This window comes from Streptomyces sp. NPDC058701, from assembly GCF_042715295.1.
Classification (GTDB): Bacteria; Actinomycetota; Actinomycetes; order Streptomycetales; family Streptomycetaceae; genus Streptomyces.
The window spans coordinates 81,818-101,755 of sequence record NZ_JBHXSY010000001.1; the positions used below are offsets into that span (position 1 = coordinate 81,818).

Genomic DNA, 19,938 nt, shown 5'->3' on the forward strand with positions numbered 1-19,938 from the left:
CTTTGCACAAGGCTCGGCATACGATAGGCACCGTGTTGAACCCATTCACCTACCTCGCCGGCCGCTGGACTCCGTCACCCCGGATCGTCCGGCGGGCCGCACTCGCGGCGCTCGTCATGAGCGTGGCCATCGTCGTCACCGGCGGCGCCGTGCGGCTGACCGGGTCGGGCCTCGGCTGCGACACCTGGCCCAAGTGCACGGACGACAGCCTGATCGCGACCCGGGAACAGGGCTTCCACGGAGCCGTCGAGTTCGGTAACCGGATGCTGACGTACGTGCTCTCCGCAGCCGTCGGCTGGTACATCCTCGCCGCACGCGCGGCCAAGCCGTGGCGGCACTCCCTGACCAGGCTCGGCTGGACCCAGTTCGTCGTCGTGATGTCCAACGCGGTGCTCGGCGGGATCACCGTCAGGACCGGGCTCAACCCGTACAGCGTCGCCGGGCACTTCCTCCTCGCCACCGCGCTGATCGCGGTGACCACCGTCAGCTGGCAGCGCGTCGCCGAGGGCGACGCCGCCCCCCGGCCGCGCGTGCCGGGGCCGGTGCGCAAGCTGTCGTGGGCGCTGATCGCGGCCACCCTCGTCCTGATCGCCGCGGGCACCGTCGTCACCGGTTCCGGACCGCACGCCGGCGACAGCAGCGAGATCGAGCGGATGCCGTTCGACTGGGCGGCCACCGCGCACGTGCACGCGGTCGCCGCCTGGGCGGTGTGCGCGCTCGCCGTCGCGATGTGGCTGGTGCTGCGCGTGGTCGACGCCCCGTCCGACACCCGGGCCCGCGCCCGCGACCTGCTGGTCGTGCTGCTCGCACAGGGCGCCATCGGCTACGTGCAGTTCCTCACCCAGCTGCCCGAGGTGCTCGTCGCCGCCCACATGCTGGGCTCCTGCCTGGTGTGGATCGCGGTCCTGCGCGTCGCGCTGAGCCTGCGCGAGCGGCCGTCGGACCAGCCGGAGATCCCGGCCCAGGACGCGCCGCAGCTCTCCGCCGCCTGACGTCACCCCGCGCGGGGCACGCCCGCCGCGTTCACCCCGGCCCGTCCAGCCGGTAGACGCGGCGGGCGTTGCCCGACGCGATCATGGCGGCCACCCGCTCCGCGTCCCGCCGGGACCAGGCGCCGTCGGCGGCCCACCCGCCGAGCACCCGGCCCAGCGCCTCCCGGAACACCAGGGCGCCCACCGCGTGCAGTTCGGGCAGCCGGCGCCCGCCGCTGGAGAACAGCAGCTTCCCGAAGGGCGCCAGCTCCAGCAGCTCGGCCAGGACCGCGTCGGCCCGGCTCCCGGTCAGCGCCAGGGCCGCGCCGGCGTCCGCGTACACGTGCGGGAAGGCCCCCGCCAGCTGCGCCGCGTGCCGGTGGTACGGGTATCCGCCGAGCAGCACCAGCCGCGCGCCCAGCCCCGCCGTGGCCCGTGCGAACTCGGCGAGGAGCCCCGGGTCCCCCCGGTCCGGCCGCTGCCCCGGCTCCCCCGCGTCCGCCCCGGTGTGCAGCTGGAGCGGGAGCCCGGACTCGACCGCGCTCCACAGCAGGTGCCGCAGGAGCACGGGGTCCCGTAGGGCTTCGCCCCGGGTCCGCCGGGCCAGCCAGCGGCCGGCCGCCCCGCGGACCTCGCCCGCCCCCGGCGGCCCGGGTGCGAAGGCGAGGAAGGCGCCGAGGGCGGGGGCCGTGCTCCCGGGGGCCTCGCCGCAGGTGAAGGCGGCCGCCCCGGCGGCGCAGTGGTGGACGGCCTCGGCGAGGTTGGCCAGGAAGGCGGCCACGGTTCCGGAGGTGTCGGCGACCTGCTCCGCCAGCAACTCCAGCCGTACCGCCTCGAAGGCCTCCGCGTCCGCGGCCGACGCCAGCTCCTTGGCCCCCGTGAGGTCCCCGGGCGCCCCGGTGTCGACCAGGTAGGCGGCGACCCCCGAACCCCGCAGCAGCCGCCGCGCCGACTCCGCCGGGCCCAGCTCGCGCCGGCGGGCCAGGTAGCGGGCGGGCGCGCAGTGCGGCTCCAGCCCGAGCAGCGGCGGGCACCAGCGGCGCACGGCGAAGCCGGTCTGCGTGTCGAAGAAGGTGGTGCCCGCGGCGGGCGGGCCGGCCGATCGGAGCAGCTCGGCCTCGAAGGTGCCCAGGCCCAGCTCCGTACGGATCACTCCATGGCAGTACTGGTCGACCAGGGGCGGCGTTTCGATCATCCGGGCATCCCGTTGCGGACGTGGGGAAGGCGCTTCCACACGTCCTAACGGATGAGCGGGGTGTGAGGTGTTGCTCGCGCTGTTGACCGAGACGGCGCCCACGGCCCGGGAGGAGGTCGCGGCAGGGGTCGCGGCGGGTGCCGCGGAGGCCGCCGCTCGGGGCGCCGGGGCGGTCAGACCGCCGGGTTCGCCGGTCCGCCGAGCTGGATGCCGGCCATCCGGGTCCATTCGTACGGGCCGGTGCGCACCCGGGCGGCGAACTCGCCGTCGAACTCGTCGTGGAGGGTCAGCGCGGCCTTCTCGGCGGCCAGCTCGGCCGCGGCGTACGTGGGGGCCACCAGGTCGCCCCAGCCGCCGTCCGTGCCGACGAGCACGATCCGGGTGCCGGCCTGGCCGATGTGGGCGAGCTGGCCCTCGGCGCCGCCGTGCTGCTTGGCGAACGCACCGATCTGCTTGGCCAGCTTCGCCGCCGTACGGTCCAGCTTCTTGTCTGCGGTCTGCGCGGTTTCTGCCATGGACAGCATGCTACCGGTGAGTAATCAGTGGAGGAAGGGATCCACGGCCACCGCCACGAAGAGCAGCGACACGTAGGTGATCGACCAGTGGAACAGGCGCATCTCCTTGAGCTTCGCGCCCGTCATGCCGGACTTGGCCCGCGCGTGCAGGGCGTGCGCCTCCCACAGCCACCAGCCGCCGGCGACCAGTGCCACCGTGGTGTAGAACCAGCCGGTGTAGCCGAGCGGCGTCAGCAGCAGCGAGACCGCCACCATCACCCAGCTGTAGAGGACGATCTGACGGGCCACGACCCTGTTCCCGGCCACGACCGGCAGCATCGGCACGCCGACCCGCGCGTAGTCGTCCTTCACCTTCATGGACAGCGGCCAGTAGTGCGGCGGCGTCCAGAAGAAGATGACGAGGAAGAGGATGACCGCGGCCCAGGAGACCTCGTTCTTGACCGCGGACCAGCCGATCAGCACCGGCATGCAGCCCGCGATGCCGCCCCAGACGATGTTCTGGGAGGTCCGCCGCTTCAACAGCATCGTGTAGACGACGACGTAGAAGAGGAGCGCACCGAGCGCGAGGGCGGCCGACAGCCAGTTGATGAGCAGGCCGAAGAACAGCGTGGAGAGCACCCCGAGCGCGATGCCGAAGACCAGGCACTCGCGCGGGCTGACCATGCCGGTCACCAGCGGGCGCTGCGAGGTCCGGTCCATCAGCGCGTCGATGTCGCGGTCGATGTACATGTTCAGCGCGTTGGCGCCGCCGGCCGACAAGTAGCCGCCGAAGCAGGTCGCGAGGACCAGCCACAGCGACGGCACGCCCTGCTCGGCGAGGAACATCACCGGCACGGTCGTGATGAGCAGAAGCTCGATGATCCGCGGCTTCGTCAGTGCCACGAAAGCCATGGCCCGGGCCCCGAGGGGCCGGCGACCGGGGCTCGTCCCGAGCACCCCCGCTGGACGGGATTCGACGGCCGTCACGCACACCCCTGACAGAGAATCCAGCAAGCTCGGCCCGGACCAGGGAAGACATGAAGGTCCGGTAAAGGCTTGCGCGTACCACGCCACTCTAGACGTTGCACTTACGTCGCCCCGCGCGGGGGTCGGTTCGTGTTGGGCCGATCGGATCGGGCATACGGGACGGTACGACCCCGCGCGCACCCCCGGCGCTCAGAGGGCGCCCCAGGCGCTCAGGTGAACGGCGGGCACCGGCGACGTGACCGACGTACGGCACTCGAATAGCTGCACGCCGTGGCGGGGGTAGGCTCGGAATCGCGCCGGTGCACCGCCTCGTCACCGGGAACAGACATGTGGAGAGGAGCCCTGAAAAACGGTGAGCACCAAGCCGACCACCACAGAGCTCGAGTGGACCGAACTGGACCAGCGGGCCGTCGACACCGCCCGCATCCTGGCCGCTGACGCGGTCCAGAAGGTCGGAAACGGCCACCCCGGTACGGCGATGAGCCTGGCCCCCGCCGCGTACACCCTCTTCCAGAAGGTGATGCGGCACGACCCGTCGGACCCCGAGTGGGTCGGCCGCGACCGCTTCGTGCTCTCCGCGGGGCACTCGTCCCTCACCCTGTACACCCAGCTGTACCTCGGCGGGTTCGGGCTGGAGCTGGAGGACCTCGAGGCGTTCCGCACCTGGGGCTCCAAGACCCCCGGCCACCCGGAGTACGGTCACACCAAGGGCGTCGAGACCACCACCGGCCCGCTGGGCCAGGGCATCGCCAACGCGGTGGGCATGGCCATGGCCGCCCGCTACGAGCGCGGCCTGTTCGACCCGGAAGCCGCTCAGGGCTCCTCCCCGTTCGACCACATGATCTACGCGATCGCGGGCGACGGCTGCCTCCAGGAGGGCATCTCCCACGAGGCGTCCGCGCTGGCCGGCCACCAGAAGCTCGGCAACCTGGTGCTGCTGTGGGACGACAACCACATCTCCATCGAGGGCGACACGGAGACGGCCGTCTCCGAGGACACCCTCAAGCGGTACGAGGCGTACGGCTGGCACGTCCAGCGGGTCGAGCAGCAGGAGAACGGCGACCTCGACCCGAAGGCGCTGTACGCCGCGCTCCTGGCCGCGAAGGCCGAGACCGGCCGCCCGTCCTTCATCGCCGCGCGCTCGATCATCGCCTGGCCCGCCCCGGACGCCCAGGGCACCGAGGCCGCGCACGGCTCGGCCCTCGGCGACGACGAGGTGGCGGCCACCAAGCGCGTGCTCGGCTTCGACCCGGAGAAGTCCTTCGACGTCGCCGACGAGGTCCTCGCGCACACCCGGCAGGCCGTCGACCGCGGCCGCGAGGCACGGACCGCGTGGGAGAAGGAGTTCTCCGCCTGGCGCACCGCCAACCCGGAGCGCGCCGCCGAGTTCGACCGCATCAACGCCAACGAGCTGCCCGCGGGCTGGGAGGACGCCCTCCCCGTCTTCGAGACCGGCAAGGCCGTCGCCACCCGCGCGGCCTCCGGCAAGGTGCTCCAGGCGCTCGGCGCGATCGTTCCGGAGCTGTGGGGCGGCTCGGCCGACCTCGCCGGTTCGAACAACACCACCATCGACAAGGACTCCTCGTTCCTGCCGGTGGGCAACCCGCTGCCGGAGGCCGATCCGTACGGCCGCACCGTCCACTTCGGCATCCGCGAGCACGCCATGGCCGCGTCCATGAACGGCATCGCGCTGCACGGCCACACCCGCGTCTACGGCGGCACCTTCCTGGTGTTCTCCGACTACATGCGCAACGCCGTCCGCCTCTCCGCGCTGATGCACGTGCCGGTCACCTACGTGTGGACGCACGACTCCGTCGGCCTCGGCGAGGACGGCCCCACCCACCAGCCGGTCGAGCACCTCGCCTCGCTGCGCGCCATCCCGGGCCTGAACGTGGTCCGTCCGGCCGACGCCAACGAGACCGTCGTCGCCTGGCGCGAGATCATGCGCCGCCACACCAGGGTGTACGGCAAGGGCGCTCCGCACGGCCTGGCGCTCACCCGCCAGGGCGTGCCGACGTACGACCTCAATGACGACGCCGCCAAGGGCGGCTACGTGCTCCTCGACGCGACGGGCCCCGACGGCGCGGCCGCCGAGCCCCAGGTCCTGCTCATCGGCACCGGCTCCGAGGTCCAGCTCGCCGTCGCCGCGCGCGAGGCACTCCAGGCCGGGGGCGTCCCGGCGCGCGTGGTCTCGATGCCCTCCGTCGAGTGGTTCGAGGAGCAGAGCCAGGAGTACAAGGACAGCGTCCTGCCGCCCTCCGTCAAGGCCCGCGTCGCGGTCGAGGCCGGCATCGGCCTGACCTGGCACCGCTACGTCGGCGACGCCGGCCGGATCGTCTCGCTGGAGCACTTCGGTGCCTCGGCCGACGCGAAGGTGCTGTTCCGCGAGTTCGGCTTCACCCCCGAGGCCGTGACCGCCGCCGCCCACGAGTCGCTCGCCGCCACCGCGCGCTGACGCCCGTACCAGACCAGTAGGAGATGCAATTCCCATGACAGACGCACTCAAGCGCCTCTCCGACGAGGGCGTGGCGATCTGGCTGGACGACCTGTCCCGCAAGCGCATCACGTCCGGCAACCTCGCCGAGCTCATCGACCAGTCGCACGTGGTCGGTGTCACCACCAACCCGGCGATCTTCCAGAAGGCGATCAGCGAAGGCGACGGGTACGAGCAGCAGCTCGCCGACCTCGCGACCCGCAGGGTCACCGTGGAGGAGGCCCTGCGCATGATCACCACGGCGGACGTCCGCGACGCCGCCGACATCCTGCGCCCGGTCTACGACCGCACCGACGGCCAGGACGGCCGGGTCTCGATCGAGGTCGACCCCCGGCTCGCCCACAGCACCCCGGCGACCGTCGCCGAGGCCAAGCAGCTGGCCTGGCTGGTGGACCGCCCGAACACGCTCATCAAGATCCCGGCGACCAAGGCCGGCCTGCCGGCGATCACCGAGGTCATCGGCAGGGGCATCAGCGTCAACGTCACGCTGATCTTCTCGCTGGAGCGCTACCGCGAGGTCATGGACGCGTACCTCGCGGGTCTGGAGAAGGCCAAGGCCGCCGGCCTGGACCTGTCCCTGATCCACTCCGTGGCCTCCTTCTTCGTGTCGCGCGTCGACTCGGAGATCGACAAGCGCCTGGACGCCGTCGGCACCGACGAGGCCATGGCCCTCAAGGGCAAGGCGGCGCTCGCGAACGCCCGTCTGGCCTACGAGGCCTACGAGGAGGTCTTCTCCTCGGACCGCTGGGCCGCGCTGGAGCGCGTCGGCGCCAACAAGCAGCGTCCGCTGTGGGCCTCGACCGGCGTCAAGGACCCGGCGTACAAGGACACCCTGTACGTGGACGACCTGGTCGCCCCGAACACGGTGAACACCATGCCGGAGGCCACCCTGGAGGCCGCGGCCGACCACGGGCAGATCACGGGTGACACCGTGCGCGGCACCTACGACCAGGCCCGGGCCGAGCTGGACGCGGTCGCGAAGCTGGGCATCTCGTACGACGATGTGGTGCAGCTGCTGGAAGACGAGGGCGTCGAGAAGTTCGCGGTGTCCTGGAACGACCTGCTGAAGTCGACCGAGGCGGAGCTTGAGCGCCTCGCCCCCACGGAGGCCTGAACACTTTGTCTGTGAACGGAGCGAACCCGCTTCGTGACGCACAGGACCGGCGGCTCCCGCGCATCGCGGGGCCGTCCGGCCTGGTCATTTTCGGCGTTACGGGTGACCTGTCGCGCAAGAAGCTGATGCCTGCCGTCTACGACCTGGCCAACCGCGGCCTGCTCCCGCCGGGCTTCTCGTTGATCGGGTTCGCCCGTCGTGAGTGGCAGGACGAGGACTTCGCCCAGGAGGTCCACGACGCCGTCAAGGAGCACTCCCGCACGCCCTTCCGCGAGGAGGTCTGGCAGCAGCTGGTGCAGGGCTGCCGGTTCGTCCAGGGCGACTTCGACGACGACGCCGCCTTCGAGACGCTGAAGGCCACGATCGAGGAGCTCGACAAGGCCCAGGGAACGGGCGGGAACTTCGCCTTCTACCTGTCGGTCCCCCCGAAGTTCTTCCCCAAGGTGGTCCAGCAGCTCAAGGACCACGGGCTGGCGCAGAAGGAGGGTTCGTGGCGGCGCGCCGTCATCGAGAAGCCCTTCGGCCACGACCTGAAGAGCGCGGAAGAGCTGAACAAGGTCGTCCACGAGGTCTTCCCCCGTGACGAGGTCTTCCGGATCGACCACTACCTCGGCAAGGAGACCGTCCAGAACATCCTGGCGCTCCGCTTCGCCAACACCATGTTCGAGCCGATCTGGAACCGGTCGTACGTCGACCACGTCCAGATCACCATGGCCGAGGACATCGGGATCGGCGGCCGTGCCGGGTACTACGACGGCATCGGCGCCGCCCGCGACGTCATCCAGAACCACCTGCTGCAGCTGCTCGCGCTGACCGCGATGGAGGAGCCCGGCTCCTTCCACCCCAAGGCGCTGGTGGCGGAGAAGCTCAAGGTGCTGACCGCCGTGGAGCTGCCCGAGGACCTGGGCAAGCACACCGTGCGCGGCCAGTACTCGGCGGCGTGGCAGGGCGGCGAGAAGGTCGTCGGGTACCTCGAAGAGGACGGCATCGACCCCAAGTCGAAGACCGACACCTACGCGGCCATCCGCCTGGAGATCAACAACCGCCGCTGGGCGGGCGTCCCCTTCTACCTGCGGACGGGCAAGCGCCTGGGCCGCCGGGTGACGGAGATCGCGGTGGTCTTCAAGCGGGCCCCGTACCTGCCGTTCGAGTCGGGCGCGACCGAGGAGCTGGGGCAGAACGCCCTGGTCATCCGGGTCCAGCCGGACGAGGGCGTGACGGTGCGCTTCGGTTCCAAGGTTCCCGGCACCTCGATGGAGGTCCGGGACGTCACGATGGACTTCGCCTACGGCGAGTCCTTCACGGAGTCGAGCCCCGAGGCGTACGAGCGGCTCATCCTCGACGTGCTCCTCGGCGACGCGAACCTCTTCCCGCGCCACCAGGAGGTCGAGCTCTCCTGGAACATCCTCGACCCGATCGAGCAGTACTGGGACAAGCACGGCAAGCCCGCGCAGTACCCGGCGGGCACCTGGGGACCGGTCGAGGCGGACGAGATGCTCGCACGAGACGGACGGAGCTGGCGCCGGCCATGAAGATCGACCTCACGGAGACCAACTCCAGCAAGATCAACGCCGCGATGGTGCAGGCACGCCGGGACATCGGCACGCCGGCCATCGGCATGGTCCTCACGCTGGTGATCGTGACCGACGAGGAGAACGCGTACGACGCGCTCAAGTCGGCGAACGACGCGTCCCACGAGCACCCCTCGCGGATCATCGTCGTCATCAAGCGGGTCAGCCGCTCGCCGCGCAGCCGCCGCGACGCCCGCCTCGACGCGGAGGTCCGCGTCGGAGCGGACGCCGGCTCCGGCGAGACGGTGGTGCTGCGCCTCCACGGCGAGCTGGTCGACCACGCCCAGTCGGTGGTCCTCCCGTTGCTGCTGCCGGACGCCCCCGTGGTGGTCTGGTGGCCGGAGGGTGCTCCGTCGGACCTGGCGGGCGACCCGCTCGGTTCGCTGGGGCAGCGCCGGATCACGGACACGTACTCGTGCGAGAACCCGATCGGCGCCCTGGCCGGCCGGGCCTCCGCGTACGCCCCCGGGGACACGGACCTGTCCTGGACCCGGATCACCCCGTGGCGCTCGATGCTGGCGGCCGCGCTGGACCAGCAGACCCTGTCGGTCGACACCGCGGTCGTCGAGGGCGAGGGCGACAACCCGAGCTGTGAGCTGCTGGCCATGTGGCTGGCGGACCGGCTGGGCGTCCCCGTCAAGCGCACGCTGTCGTCCGGGCCGGGTCTGACGGCCGTCCACCTGGAGACCAAGGACGGCGACATCGTCCTGGACCGGGCGGACGGGGCCCTGGCGACGCTCTCGATGCCCGGGCAGCCCGACCGTGCGGTGGCGCTCAAGCGCCGCGACACGGCCGAGTTGCTGGCGGAGGAGCTGCGCCGGCTGGACCCGGACAACACGTACGAGGCCTCGCTGAAGTTCGGCGTGGCCAAGCTGCAGGCCGCCCGGCCGGCCGAGGCTCCGGCGAAGCCGGCTCCGGACAAGGCCGCTGCGGACAAGGCCGCTCCGGCGCCGAAGCCGGCGAAGAAGCCCGCGGCGAAGTAGCGAGAACGCCGGCGGGGCTGGAGGATCCAGCCCCGCCGGCGTTTGAGTCGCGGGGCCGGGGCGGATCCCCGGGAAACGGAGAAAGGGCGGGGCGGGGACCCGCTCCGCGCAGCGGCACCGCACCCGCACCGGGCACCCGCACCAGGCACACCCTCCGAACTACCGACAAGGCGGCAGCACATGGGTATGACGACTCCCCAGGTCGTCGTCCACCGGGACAAGGAGCTGATGGCCCGCGCCACGGCCGCCCGGCTCATCACCAGGATCGTGGACGCGCAGGCGGCCCGCGGCAGCGCCTCGATCGTGCTCACCGGCGGCCGCAACGGCAACGGTCTGCTCGCGGCGCTCGCCGACGCCCCGGCCCGGGACGCGGTCGACTGGCACCGGCTCGACCTGTGGTGGGGCGACGAGCGGTACGTCCCCGCCGACGACCCCGAGCGCAACCACACCCAGGCCCGCGAGGCCCTCCTGGACTCCGTTCCGCTGGACCCCGCGCGCGTGCACGTCATGCCCGCCTCCGACGGCCCGTACGGGACCGATGTGGACGCGGCGGCGGCGGCGTACGCGGCCGAGCTGGCGGCGGCCGCCGGCCCGGAGGACCACGGTCCGGTCCCCCGCTTCGACGTGCTGATGCTGGGCGTGGGCCCGGACACCCACGTGGCGTCCCTCTTCCCCGAGCACCCGGCCTCCCGCGAGACCGAGCGCACGGTGGTGGGCGTCCACGGCGCACCGAAGCCGCCGCCCACGCGGATCTCCCTGACGCTCCCGGCGATCCGGGCGGCCCGCGAGGTCTGGCTGCTGGCCGCGGGCGAGGACAAGGCCGGAGCGGTCTCCATCGCCCTCGGCGGCGCGGGCGGCGTCCAGGCCCCGGCGGCGGAGGCCCACGGCCGCTCCCGCACGCTGTGGCTGCTGGACCGGGCCGCGGCCGCCAAGCTCCCCCCCGGGATGTACCCGCCGGCCTCGGCCTGAGCCGCGGCGCGCGGCAGAGCACGTACGGCAGAGCGCCCCGCACCTCGAAGGTGCGGGGCGCTCCGTCGTTCCCGACGGGCTCAGGCGCGGTCGCGCAGCTCCCGGTACCCGGCGACCAGGGCCCTCGTCGAGGAGTCCATGCCCGGAACGTCCGCGCCCTCGGTCAGCGCCGGCTCGATCCGCTTGGCGAGGACCTTGCCGAGCTCGACGCCCCACTGGTCGAAGGAGTCGATGTTCCAGACGGCGCCCTGGACGAACACCTTGTGCTCGTACAGCGCGATCAGCTGGCCCAGCACCGCCGGGGTCAGCTCCGCGGCCAGGATCGTGGTCGTCGGGTGGTTGCCCTGGAACGTCTTGTGCGGGACCAGGTCCTCCGGGACGCCCTCCGCGCGCACCTCCTGCGCCGTCTTGCCGAAGGCGAGCGCCTGCGTCTGCGCGAAGAAGTTCGCCATCAGCAGGTCGTGCTGGGCGGCGAACGACGGTTCCAGGTCGGCCGCGGGTCGCGCGAAGCCGATGAAGTCCGCGGGGATCATCCGCGTGCCCTGGTGGATGAGCTGGTAGTAGGCGTGCTGCCCGTTGGTGCCGGGCGTGCCCCACACCACCGGACCGGTCTGCCACTCCACGGGATCGCCGTCCCGGTCCACGGACTTGCCGTTGGACTCCATGTCCAGCTGCTGCAAGTACGCGGTGAACCGCGAGAGGTAGTGGCTGTACGGCAGCACGGCGTGCGCCTGGGCGTCGAAGAATCCGATGTACCAGATGCCCAACAGGCCCAGCAGCAGCGGCGCGTTCTCCTCGGGGGGCGCCGTCCGGAAGTGCGTGTCCATGGCGGCGAAGCCGCCGAGCATCTCGCGGAAGGCGTCCGGGCCGATCGCGATCATCAGGGAGAGCCCGATGGCGGAGTCGAAGGAGTAGCGTCCGCCGACCCAGTCCCAGAACTCGAACATGTTGGCCGTGTCGATGCCGAACGCGGAGACCTTCTCCTCGTTCGTCGACAGCGCCACGAAGTGCCGCGCCACGGCCTCGTCGCCGGCTCCCAGACCCGTGAGCAGCCAGTTCCGCGCCGAGGTGGCGTTGGTGATGGTCTCGATGGTGGTGAAGGTCTTCGACGCGATGATGAACAGCGTCTCGGCCGGGTCCAGGTCCCGCACGGCCTCGTGGAGGTCGGCGCCGTCCACGTTGGAGACGAAGCGCAGGGTCAGTGCCCGGTCGGTGAAGGCGCGCAGCGCCTCGTACGCCATCGCCGGACCGAGGTCGGAGCCGCCGATGCCGATGTTGACGACGTTCTTGATCCGCTTGCCGGTGGAGCCGGTCCACTCCCCCGACCTGATCCGGTCGGCGAAGGCGGCCATCTTGTCGAGGACCGCGTGCACGCCGGGGACGACGTTCTGGCCGTCCACCTCGACCACGGCGCCCTCCGGCGCGCGCAGGGCGGTGTGCAGGACCGCCCGGTCCTCGGTCGTGTTGATCTTGTCGCCGCGGAACATCGCCTCGCGCAGCCCGGCCACGCCCGTCGCCGCCGCGAGCTCGCGCAGCAGCGTGAGCGTCTCGTCCGTCACGAGGTGCTTCGAGTAGTCGATGCGCAGGTCACCGGCGCGCACGGTGTAGCCGGAGCCGCGGCCCGGGTTCTCCTCGAACAGCTCTCGCAGATGCGTCTGCCCGAGCTCCTCCCGGTGCTTGCCGAGTGCGAGCCACTCCGGCGTCCGGGTGAGCTTCGTACGGCTGTCTGCATTCATCCTGGCCATCAACCCATTTCTCGCGTCCTGTCGTGCCCCGCCGATCTCCAACTTAAAGGATGCGAAGCGGCAATGCCGGACAGGCGCAGTCGGCACGGGCGGACGTGAAGAGGCCCGGTACGGCGGGAGTCTCCCCTGCCGCACCGGGCCTCTGCGCACGCTTCTGACGACCGTTCAGATCTCGCCGCGGAGTTTGGCGAGCGCTTCGGCGAGGATCGCCTCCCCGTCGGCGTCCGTGCGCCGCTCCCGTACGTACGCCAGGTGCGTCTTGTACGGCTCGGTGCGCGGTGGTGCCGGCGGGTCGTCCCGGTCCTGGCCTGCCGGGAACCCGCAGCGCGGGCAGTCCCAGGTGTCCGGCACCTGTGCGTCGCTGGCGAAGCTCGGCTGCGTCTCGTGCCCGTTCGAGCACCAGAAGGAGATGCGCAGGCGAGGCGCGGACTCGCCGCGCTCGGCCTCACCCATCGGCCCCGCTCCGACCCGGCTACCACGGATCGCGTTGCCACTTGCCACGGTCGTAACTCCCTGCGTAATGGTGCCGCGGAGCGTGAGTGGAATTCCGCCGCGGGCGCCCAAGTCTACGTAAGGCCCAACGCACGCCCACGGACCGGAGTTACTCATTCCAGGCGATGGACGCCGGACTCATAGTAGGCCGGACGGCACCGACCGGACTGGCGGAATGGCCAGAACGGTCAGCTGGCGCTGGACTTCATGAGAAGTCCCAGCGCCAGGATGCAGGCGAACCACAGCAGACCGACGACCACGGTGATCCGGTCGAGGTTGCGCTCCGCGACGGAGGAACCGCCGACCGACGACTGCATGCCGCCGCCGAACATGTCGGAAAGGCCGCCGCCCTTGCCCTTGTGCATCAGCACGAGGAGCATCAGCAGGGCGCTGAAGACGATCAGGGCGATCGAAAACCCCATAATCACGGCTGATTCCTACTTTCTGGCTTTTCTGGCTTGCCGGGCTCCGCTGGGACGTGCGCGGGGGCCAGCGGCTGTTTGGTTCAGCCTCTGGCCCCCGCAAGGGTACGACGGATCCGCCCTACCGCATACTCACCGCAGTCGCTACGCGTCGCCGAAGCGGACGATCCCGACGAACTCGTCCACGTCCAGCGCGGCGCCGCCGATCAGGGCGCCGTCCACGTCGGGCTGGGCCATGATCGCGGCGATGTTGCCGGACTTGACCGAGCCGCCGTACTGGATGCGGACCTTGTCGGCCAGCTCCTGCGAGTACAGTTCCGCGAGGCGGCCGCGGATGGCTCCGCACACCTCCTGGGCGTCCTCGGGGGTGGCGACCTCGCCGGTCCCGATCGCCCAGACGGGCTCGTACGCGATCACGACGGACTCGACCTGCTCGGCCGGGACGTCCTTGAGACCGCCGTCGAGCTGGGCCAGCGTGTACGGGACCTGCTGTCCGGCCTTGCGGACGTCCAGGCCCTCGCCGACGCACAGGATCGGGGTCAGCCCGTGCCGGTAGGCGGCCTTGACCTTGGCGTTGCAGGTCTCGTCGTCCTCGCCGTGGTACTGACGGCGCTCGCTGTGGCCGACGGCCACGTACGTGCACTTCAGCTTCGACAGCATCGAGCCGGAGATCTCGCCGGTGTAGGCACCGGAGTCGTGCGCCGAGAGGTCCTGGGCACCGTACTTGATCTTCAGCTTGTCGCCGTCGACCAGGGTCTGCACCGACCGGAGGTCGATGAAGGGCGGGAGGACCACGACCTCGACGGCGTCGAAGTCCTTGTCGGCGAGCGCGAAGGCCAGCTTCTGGACGTGGGCGATGGCCTCGAGGTGGTTGAGGTTCATCTTCCAGTTGCCCGCCATCAGCGGGGTGCGGCCGGCGGAAACGGGTGCAGTCATGCGGTGTCAGCCCTCCAGGGCGGCGAGGCCGGGGAGCGTCTTGCCCTCGAGGTATTCGAGGGAGGCGCCGCCACCGGTGGAAATGTGGCCGAAGGCATTCTCGTCGAAGCCGAGCGTGCGCACGGCCGCGGCCGAGTCTCCGCCGCCGACGACGGTGAAGGCGCTGCTGTCGACGAGGGCCTGCGCGACGGCCTTGGTGCCGTTGGCGTAGTCGGGGTGCTCGAAGACGCCCACGGGGCCGTTCCAGAAGACGGTCTCGGCATCGGCGATCTTCGCAGCGTACAGCTCGCGCGTCCTGGGGCCGATGTCCAGGCCCTCCTTGTCGGCCGGGATCTTGTCCGCGTCCACGGTCTCGAAGTCCGCCGGGGTCTTGCCCTTGAGGTCGGGGAAGTCCGTGGAGACGAGGACGTCGACCGGGAGCACGAGCTCGACGCCCGTGGCCTTGGCGCGCTCCATGTACTCGGTGACCTTCTCCAGCTGGTCCTTCTGGAGCAGGGAGATGCCGACCTCGTGGCCCAGGGCCTTGAGGAACGTGTAGGCCATGCCGCCGCCGATGAGGATGCGGTCGGCCTTGCCGAGCAGCTCGTCGATGACGGCGAGCTTGTCGGAGACCTTGGCGCCGCCGAGGACCACGACGTAGGGGCGCTTGACGTCGTCGGTCAGCTTCTTCAGGACGCCGACCTCGGTGGCGATGAGGTAGCCGGCCGCGTGCGGGAGGCGCGCGGGGAGGTCGAAGACCGAGGCGTGCTTGCGGTGGACGGCGCCGAAGCCGTCGCCGACGTAGACGTCGGCGAGCTCCGCGAGCTGGTCCGCGAAGGCGCCGCGCTCGGCGTCGTCCTTCGAGGTCTCACCGGCGTTGAAGCGCAGGTTCTCGATGACGGCGACCTGGCCGTCGGCGAGGGCGGCGACGGTCTCCTTGGCGGAGTCGCCGACGGTGTCGGCGGCGAACGCGACGTCCGCGCCGAGCAGTTCACCCAGGCGCTTGGCGGCCGGGGCGAGCGAGAAGGCCGGGTCCGGGGCGCCCTTGGGGCGGCCCAGGTGCGAGGCCACGATGACGCGGGCGCCGGCGGCGGCGAGCTTCGCGATCGTGGGCTGGACGGCGCGGATGCGGCCGTCGTCGGTGATGGTGCCCTCGGCCAGCGGGACGTTCAGGTCCGCGCGGACGAAGACCCGCTTGCCCTTGACGCCTTCGGCGAGCAGTTCGTCGATCGTCTTCATGTGTTTCTACTCCTTTGGAGCCCTTCACCCTGAGGGCGAGGAAGGGAGAACGAGGCAAGCGACAGGGCCCGTGCGGCGCTTCGTCGCGCTGCCCGGACCCTGTGCTCACATCGTGGTGCCTTGCCTTGGAACCGGGGCGACCTTAGAGCTGGCCACCGACGAAGACCGTAAGGTCCACGAGACGGTTGGAGTAGCCCCACTCGTTGTCGTACCAGCCGATGACCTTGACGCTCTTGCCCTGGACCATGGTCAGGGAGGAGTCGAAGGTGCAGGACGCCGGCCAGTTCACGATGTCGGAGGAGACGATCGCGTCCTCGGTGTAGTCGAGGATGCCCTTGAGCTGGCCCTCGGCCGCCTTCTGGAACGCCGCGTTCACCTCGTCCCGGGTGACTTCGCGCTCCAGCTCGATGACCAGGTCGGTCACGGAACCGGTCGGGACCGGAACGCGCATCGCGATGCCGTCGAGCTTGCCGGCGAGCTCCGGGATCACCAGGGCGGTGGCCTTGGCGGCACCGGTGGTGGTCGGGATGATGTTCTCGGCGGCGGCGCGGGCGCGGCGCAGGTCCGAGTGCGGGAAGTCCAGGATGCGCTGGTCGTTCGTGTACGCGTGGACCGTCGTCATCATGCCCTTGACGATGCCGAAGTTCTCCAGGAGGACCTTGGCCATCGGCGCCACGCAGTTGGTGGTGCAGGAGGCGTTGGAGATGACGTGGTGGCTGGCCGCGTCGTACTTGTCCTGGTTGACGCCCATCACGATCGTGATGTCCTCGTCCTTGGCCGGAGCCGAGATGAGGACCTTCTTCGCGCCCGCGGCGATGTGCTTCGCGGCGTCGGCCTTCTTGGTGAAGATGCCGGTCGACTCGATGACGATGTCGGCGCCCAGCTCGCCCCAGGGGAGGTTCGCGGGGTCGCGCTCGGCGAAGGTCTTGAAGGTGTTGCCAGCGACCGTGATGGTGTCTGCGGTGTGGGAGACCTCGGCCTTGAGGCGGCCCAGGATGGTGTCGTACTTGAGCAGGTGCACCAGGGTGGCGTTGTCCGTCAGGTCGTTGACACCGACGATCTCGATGTCCGCTCCCTGCTCCAGGAGCGCACGGAAGTAGTTGCGGCCAATTCGGCCAAAACCGTTGATGCCTACGCGGATCGTCACGAACCGATCTCCTCGTTGGTGCGCCGGTAAAGTCCGCCGGCGAGCTGTATGGGATGTCCCCGACCGCTTACGACCCTACCTCTCCGTGAGCTTTTGAGTGACATCGGCGTGGGCCTGACACTCCCCCTCCCCCCGGGGGGAGGCCCGGGAGGGCCCCGCACCAGCCGTTCCGGCACGGGGTTCCGGGGACCTTGGGTCCGTCACTCAGAGTGAGGGTGGGACGGGGTTGCCTGTCAGTGGTTCAGTGTGCGTAGCGCCTTACCGACGAGTACGGCGCGGTCCCTCGCGGCCGGCAGGTGTTCCAGGCCGAAACCGAGGAGAACCGTGTCACGCGTAGTCACCGCCGCGTAGGACCTGAACAGCTCTCCGGACCGGGACCAATCGCCCGGAACGTCGGGGCTTCCGGCGGGCGCCCCCTGGGCCGCCCAGGCGCCGAGCGAGGTCTCGAAGCCCTCGACGGCGCGGTCCGCGCCGCCCACGGAGAGGCGCGCCTCGTCCGCGAAGACGCCGCGGCCGCCCGAGCCGGGGTCGGTGATGTAGGCGAGCGAGAGCTCCACGCTCCTGCCCGCGTACGCGCTCAGGTCGAAGGAGACCTGCTTCCAGCCGCCGGAGGACCCGGTGAAGCTGTTCCAGGCTCCGCTGGTGCCCCGCGGGGTGCAGCCCGCGGCGTCCAGCGCGAGGTAGCGGCGCAGGAACGGGTGGCCGTTCACGAAGAACCCGGCCGCGCACTCCTCCGGTACGGCGGAGCTGCTCAGGCCGCCCGCGTCCGGCAGGGTCGTCCAGTCGTCCCCGCCGGCGGTACGGGCCTCCAGGGCCGCGTGGTCGTAGCCCTCCTCGGTGTTCCAGTTCAGGGCGAGCTTCAGCTCCGGCCTGTCCGCGGCCGAGACGCCGGTGAGGTCGATCGTGCGGACCAGCCGCTTCCAGTCGTCGTCCGTGTGCAGCGCCGAGGCCATCCCGGTGCCGGCGTAGGGCGCGTACGGGTTGACGACCCCGGTGAACTGGCCGGCCTGCGCGCTCTTGAACTGCGGGAACTGCGCCGGCGCCAGGGTTTCGGAGGTCACCGTGTAGGAGCCGGGGGCGTTCAGCGGGTTGCCCGCGGCGTCGCCGAGGCCTCCGCGGGCTCCGGCGAGGGAGGCGGCGCCGGTGAATCCGGTGGCGCCGGAGGTGCTCGTACGGCCGTAGGCGCCGAGCCAGTACTGGCTGAAGTCGTTGGTCACGGCGCGCCCGACCTGGGCGTTGCCGCCGGCGAGCTCACCGGCCTCGATCAGCTTGCCGCCCTCGTTGAGGAAGTCGCGGACCGCCAGCTGGGTGTCTCCGCCGGGTGTCTTGGCCCCGGTGTAGTGGACGGCCGTGCGGAAGTGGGAGAGCGTCCCGAGGTGGTGCGGCGCCCCCTGGGTCGCGACGTCCCAGACCGCGGCGGACCTGCCGTTGGCGCGCAGGGCGTCCACGTAGGTCCGGGAGTGCTGGGCCGTGGCGCCCTCCTCGGCGATCACCAGCACGTCCGCGCGCGGCCGCTCGGCCACGGTGTACGTGAAGTGCTCGCTGGAGACCTGCCGGCCGGTGCGGTCGCGTCCGGTGAACCAGACCTCGACCTTGTCGCCGGGCCTGGTGCCGTCGACGTCGGCGCGGTACTCGTCGAACCAGTTGTTGTCCTCGCCGCCGTAGACGTCGCCGCCCTTCCAGGCCTTGAGGTCCTCGTCGTGCACGCGGCCGCCGTTGATCCGGAAGTTCAGCTCCTTGTCGCGCAGCGACTTGCGGGCCGTGACGGCGACCTGCTGGTCCTGGCCGCGGGCCGCATAGGAGGTGGTGAAGGGGTCGAGGGTGAAGTCCGCGGCGGTCAGGCCCACGGTGGAGGCGGGCCGGTCCGGGTGCGCCGCGCTCTCGCCGACCGAGAGGGCGAAGGGGACGTTCTTGGCGAACTCGGCCTGGATGAGCTTCTCGTCGTCCGGGAAGTTGAAGCCGGAGGCGCAGTCCTCGGGCTTCCACCGGTCGTTCGGGTCGATCGCGGAGGCCGTCTGGCAGGTGGTCATCTCCGGCGTGAACATCATGATGCCGTTGGTGTTGGAGGCGTGTCCGTCGGCCTCGCCGTTGGTGGTGTAGAGCTCCGAGGACACCTGCGGGTAGTAGCCGGGGACGGCCGGGTTCTCCGGCGTTCCGGCGAGCGTCCTGTAGGCGACGTCGTCGGGGGTGGGGGTGGCGACCTGCCAGCCCACGCCGTAGAGCAGCAGTTCGGCGGCCGAGTGGTAGTTGATGGCGTACTCGAAGCCGATGCGCTTCTGGAAGCGGTCGACGGCGACGGTCTCCGGCTCGGAGGAGGCCTTGGGCCCGCGGTAGGTCTCGCTGGCCTGGTTCGGCGAGGAGCCCTCGTTGTCGTAGCCCCACTTGTAGGCGAAGTTCCGGTTCAGGTCGACCCCGTCGCCCGCGGTGATCCTGCCGTCGCCGTTGTTGTCGCGGAGGTTCTTGCGCCAGAGCCGCTCGCCGTCCGCGGCGAAGGTGTGGTCGTACCCGTCGGGGTTCGCCGACAGCAGGAACCACAGCTCGCTGGAGTCGACCAGCTTCGTGACGCGCGGGTCCTTGCCGTAGTTGTCCAGCGTGTGGTGCATCAGCCGCCGGGTCATCTCCGGGGTGATCCACTCGCGGGCGTGCTGGTTGGACATGTAGAGCACGGACGGCTTGTCGCCGTCCCGGGTCTTCCCGGCGTTCTTGCTGACCTTCAGGGCGAGGATGTCCTTGCCCTGGACGGTCTTGCCGATGGAGACGACCTTCGTGAGCCCGGGGTTCTCCCGGGCGGTCCGCAGGATCTCCTCCTGGAGGCCGTTCTTGCCGCTGTAGGGCCGGAACACGCCGTCCCCCGCGGCCTCGGTGCGGGCCAGGCCCGCGGCGGGGACCTTGCGCTCGGCGAGGCGGATCCCCTGCGCGGCGAGCTCCTTCGCCTGGCCGCCCGTGAGGAAGAGCTCGACCTTGGCGGTCCCGGTCTCCGGGGCGCGCTCGGTGAGCTCGTGGGCGTCCTGGCCGGCGGCGAGGACGAGCGGTACCTGCTCACGGGTGATGTCGGCGTCGTAGACCCGCACCTCGTCGGCGCCGGACGGGGCGCCGGTCGCGGCCCGGTCCTGGGCTGCCGCGGGCAGCGCGGCCAGTGTGCCTGCGAAGACGAGTGCGCTTGCGGCGAGGATCGATCTCGCGCGGTGCCTCATGTGCCC

16 protein-coding genes are annotated in these 19,938 nt (G+C 71.0%); 6 read left to right on the top strand and 10 right to left on the bottom strand.

Features of this window, described 5'->3' with window-relative positions:
* The first annotated feature begins 2 nt into the window (after positions 1–2).
* Entirely contained in the window at positions 3–992 is a 990-nt protein-coding gene (locus ACFWW8_RS00420) for a heme A synthase (protein ID WP_386521597.1), read from the top strand.
* A gap of 31 nt (positions 993–1,023) precedes the next feature.
* Here the strand turns inward: ACFWW8_RS00420 and ACFWW8_RS00425 are convergent, their stop codons facing one another.
* The 3 genes from ACFWW8_RS00425 to ACFWW8_RS00435 all read right to left on the bottom strand — a co-directional run bounded on the left by ACFWW8_RS00425 (position 1,024) and on the right by ACFWW8_RS00435 (position 3,647).
* Positions 1,024–2,166: an amidohydrolase family protein gene (locus ACFWW8_RS00425; RefSeq protein WP_386521600.1), complete on the bottom strand. Its 1,143-nt coding sequence runs from the start codon at positions 2,164–2,166 to the stop codon at positions 1,024–1,026.
* A gap of 173 nt (positions 2,167–2,339) precedes the next feature.
* A complete protein-coding gene (locus ACFWW8_RS00430; protein ID WP_386521602.1) occupies positions 2,340–2,681 on the bottom strand; it encodes a hypothetical protein in 342 nt (113 codons plus the stop codon).
* A gap of 24 nt (positions 2,682–2,705) precedes the next feature.
* The gene (locus ACFWW8_RS00435; RefSeq protein ID WP_386521605.1) at positions 2,706–3,647 is read right to left on the bottom strand and encodes a heme o synthase; all 942 of its coding nucleotides are present in this window, start codon (positions 3,645–3,647) and stop codon (positions 2,706–2,708) included.
* Between the two features lie 352 nt (positions 3,648–3,999).
* Here ACFWW8_RS00435 and tkt point away from each other — a divergent pair, with 352 nt between their 5' ends.
* From tkt to pgl, 5 genes are all read left to right on the top strand, one after another.
* Entirely contained in the window at positions 4,000–6,102 is a 2,103-nt protein-coding gene (gene tkt, locus ACFWW8_RS00440; RefSeq protein WP_386521607.1) for a transketolase, read from the top strand.
* Positions 6,103–6,136: 34 nt separating this feature from the next.
* A complete protein-coding gene (gene tal, locus ACFWW8_RS00445) occupies positions 6,137–7,255 on the top strand; it encodes a transaldolase (protein WP_386521609.1) in 1,119 nt (372 codons plus the stop codon).
* A gap of 5 nt (positions 7,256–7,260) precedes the next feature.
* Entirely contained in the window at positions 7,261–8,787 is a 1,527-nt protein-coding gene (gene zwf, locus ACFWW8_RS00450) for a glucose-6-phosphate dehydrogenase (protein ID WP_371591348.1), read from the top strand.
* The gene (gene opcA / locus ACFWW8_RS00455) at positions 8,784–9,809 is read left to right on the top strand and encodes a glucose-6-phosphate dehydrogenase assembly protein OpcA (protein ID WP_386521611.1); all 1,026 of its coding nucleotides are present in this window, start codon (positions 8,784–8,786) and stop codon (positions 9,807–9,809) included. Before zwf ends, opcA begins: the two co-directional genes overlap by 4 nt.
* A 186-nt stretch (positions 9,810–9,995) precedes the next feature.
* On the top strand, positions 9,996–10,778 hold the full coding sequence (gene pgl / locus ACFWW8_RS00460; RefSeq protein ID WP_386521614.1) for a 6-phosphogluconolactonase: 783 nt from the start codon (positions 9,996–9,998) through the stop codon (positions 10,776–10,778).
* Between the two features lie 80 nt (positions 10,779–10,858).
* Here the strand turns inward: pgl and pgi are convergent, their stop codons facing one another.
* The 7 genes from pgi to ACFWW8_RS00495 all read right to left on the bottom strand — a co-directional run bounded on the left by pgi (position 10,859) and on the right by ACFWW8_RS00495 (position 19,932).
* Entirely contained in the window at positions 10,859–12,514 is a 1,656-nt protein-coding gene (gene pgi, locus ACFWW8_RS00465; RefSeq protein WP_386521616.1) for a glucose-6-phosphate isomerase, read from the bottom strand.
* 174 nt (positions 12,515–12,688) lie between these two features.
* Positions 12,689–13,024 (bottom strand): RNA polymerase-binding protein RbpA, encoded by a 336-nt coding sequence (locus ACFWW8_RS00470; protein WP_386521618.1) that lies wholly within the window; start codon positions 13,022–13,024, stop codon positions 12,689–12,691.
* A gap of 179 nt (positions 13,025–13,203) precedes the next feature.
* A complete protein-coding gene (secG, locus tag ACFWW8_RS00475) occupies positions 13,204–13,437 on the bottom strand; it encodes a preprotein translocase subunit SecG (protein WP_386521621.1) in 234 nt (77 codons plus the stop codon).
* 144 nt (positions 13,438–13,581) lie between these two features.
* A complete protein-coding gene (gene tpiA, locus ACFWW8_RS00480; protein WP_386521624.1) occupies positions 13,582–14,373 on the bottom strand; it encodes a triose-phosphate isomerase in 792 nt (263 codons plus the stop codon).
* A gap of 6 nt (positions 14,374–14,379) precedes the next feature.
* Complete coding sequence (locus ACFWW8_RS00485; protein WP_386521626.1) at positions 14,380–15,591, bottom strand: phosphoglycerate kinase; 1,212 nt, start codon at positions 15,589–15,591, stop codon at positions 14,380–14,382.
* Between the two features lie 142 nt (positions 15,592–15,733).
* The gene (gap, locus tag ACFWW8_RS00490) at positions 15,734–16,738 is read right to left on the bottom strand and encodes a type I glyceraldehyde-3-phosphate dehydrogenase (protein WP_383812359.1); all 1,005 of its coding nucleotides are present in this window, start codon (positions 16,736–16,738) and stop codon (positions 15,734–15,736) included.
* 233 nt (positions 16,739–16,971) lie between these two features.
* Positions 16,972–19,932: a M14 family zinc carboxypeptidase gene (locus ACFWW8_RS00495; RefSeq protein ID WP_386521628.1), complete on the bottom strand. Its 2,961-nt coding sequence runs from the start codon at positions 19,930–19,932 to the stop codon at positions 16,972–16,974.
* Positions 19,933–19,938 lie beyond the last annotated feature (6 nt).

Coding starts and splice junctions, on each gene's coding strand:
- ACFWW8_RS00495 (WP_386521628.1), bottom strand. CDS start 19,932: ATGAGGCACCGCGCGAGATCGATCCTCGCCGCAAGCGCACTCGTCTTC.
- ACFWW8_RS00425 (WP_386521600.1), bottom strand. CDS start 2,166: ATGATCGAAACGCCGCCCCTGGTCGACCAGTACTGCCATGGAGTGATC.
- ACFWW8_RS00430 (WP_386521602.1), bottom strand. CDS start 2,681: ATGGCAGAAACCGCGCAGACCGCAGACAAGAAGCTGGACCGTACGGCG.
- opcA (WP_386521611.1), top strand. CDS start 8,784: ATGAAGATCGACCTCACGGAGACCAACTCCAGCAAGATCAACGCCGCG.
- pgi (WP_386521616.1), bottom strand. CDS start 12,514: ATGAATGCAGACAGCCGTACGAAGCTCACCCGGACGCCGGAGTGGCTC.
- tpiA (WP_386521624.1), bottom strand. CDS start 14,373: ATGACTGCACCCGTTTCCGCCGGCCGCACCCCGCTGATGGCGGGCAAC.
- pgl (WP_386521614.1), top strand. CDS start 9,996: ATGACGACTCCCCAGGTCGTCGTCCACCGGGACAAGGAGCTGATGGCC.
- secG (WP_386521621.1), bottom strand. CDS start 13,437: ATGGGGTTTTCGATCGCCCTGATCGTCTTCAGCGCCCTGCTGATGCTC.
- tal (WP_386521609.1), top strand. CDS start 6,137: ATGACAGACGCACTCAAGCGCCTCTCCGACGAGGGCGTGGCGATCTGG.
- ACFWW8_RS00485 (WP_386521626.1), bottom strand. CDS start 15,591: ATGAAGACGATCGACGAACTGCTCGCCGAAGGCGTCAAGGGCAAGCGG.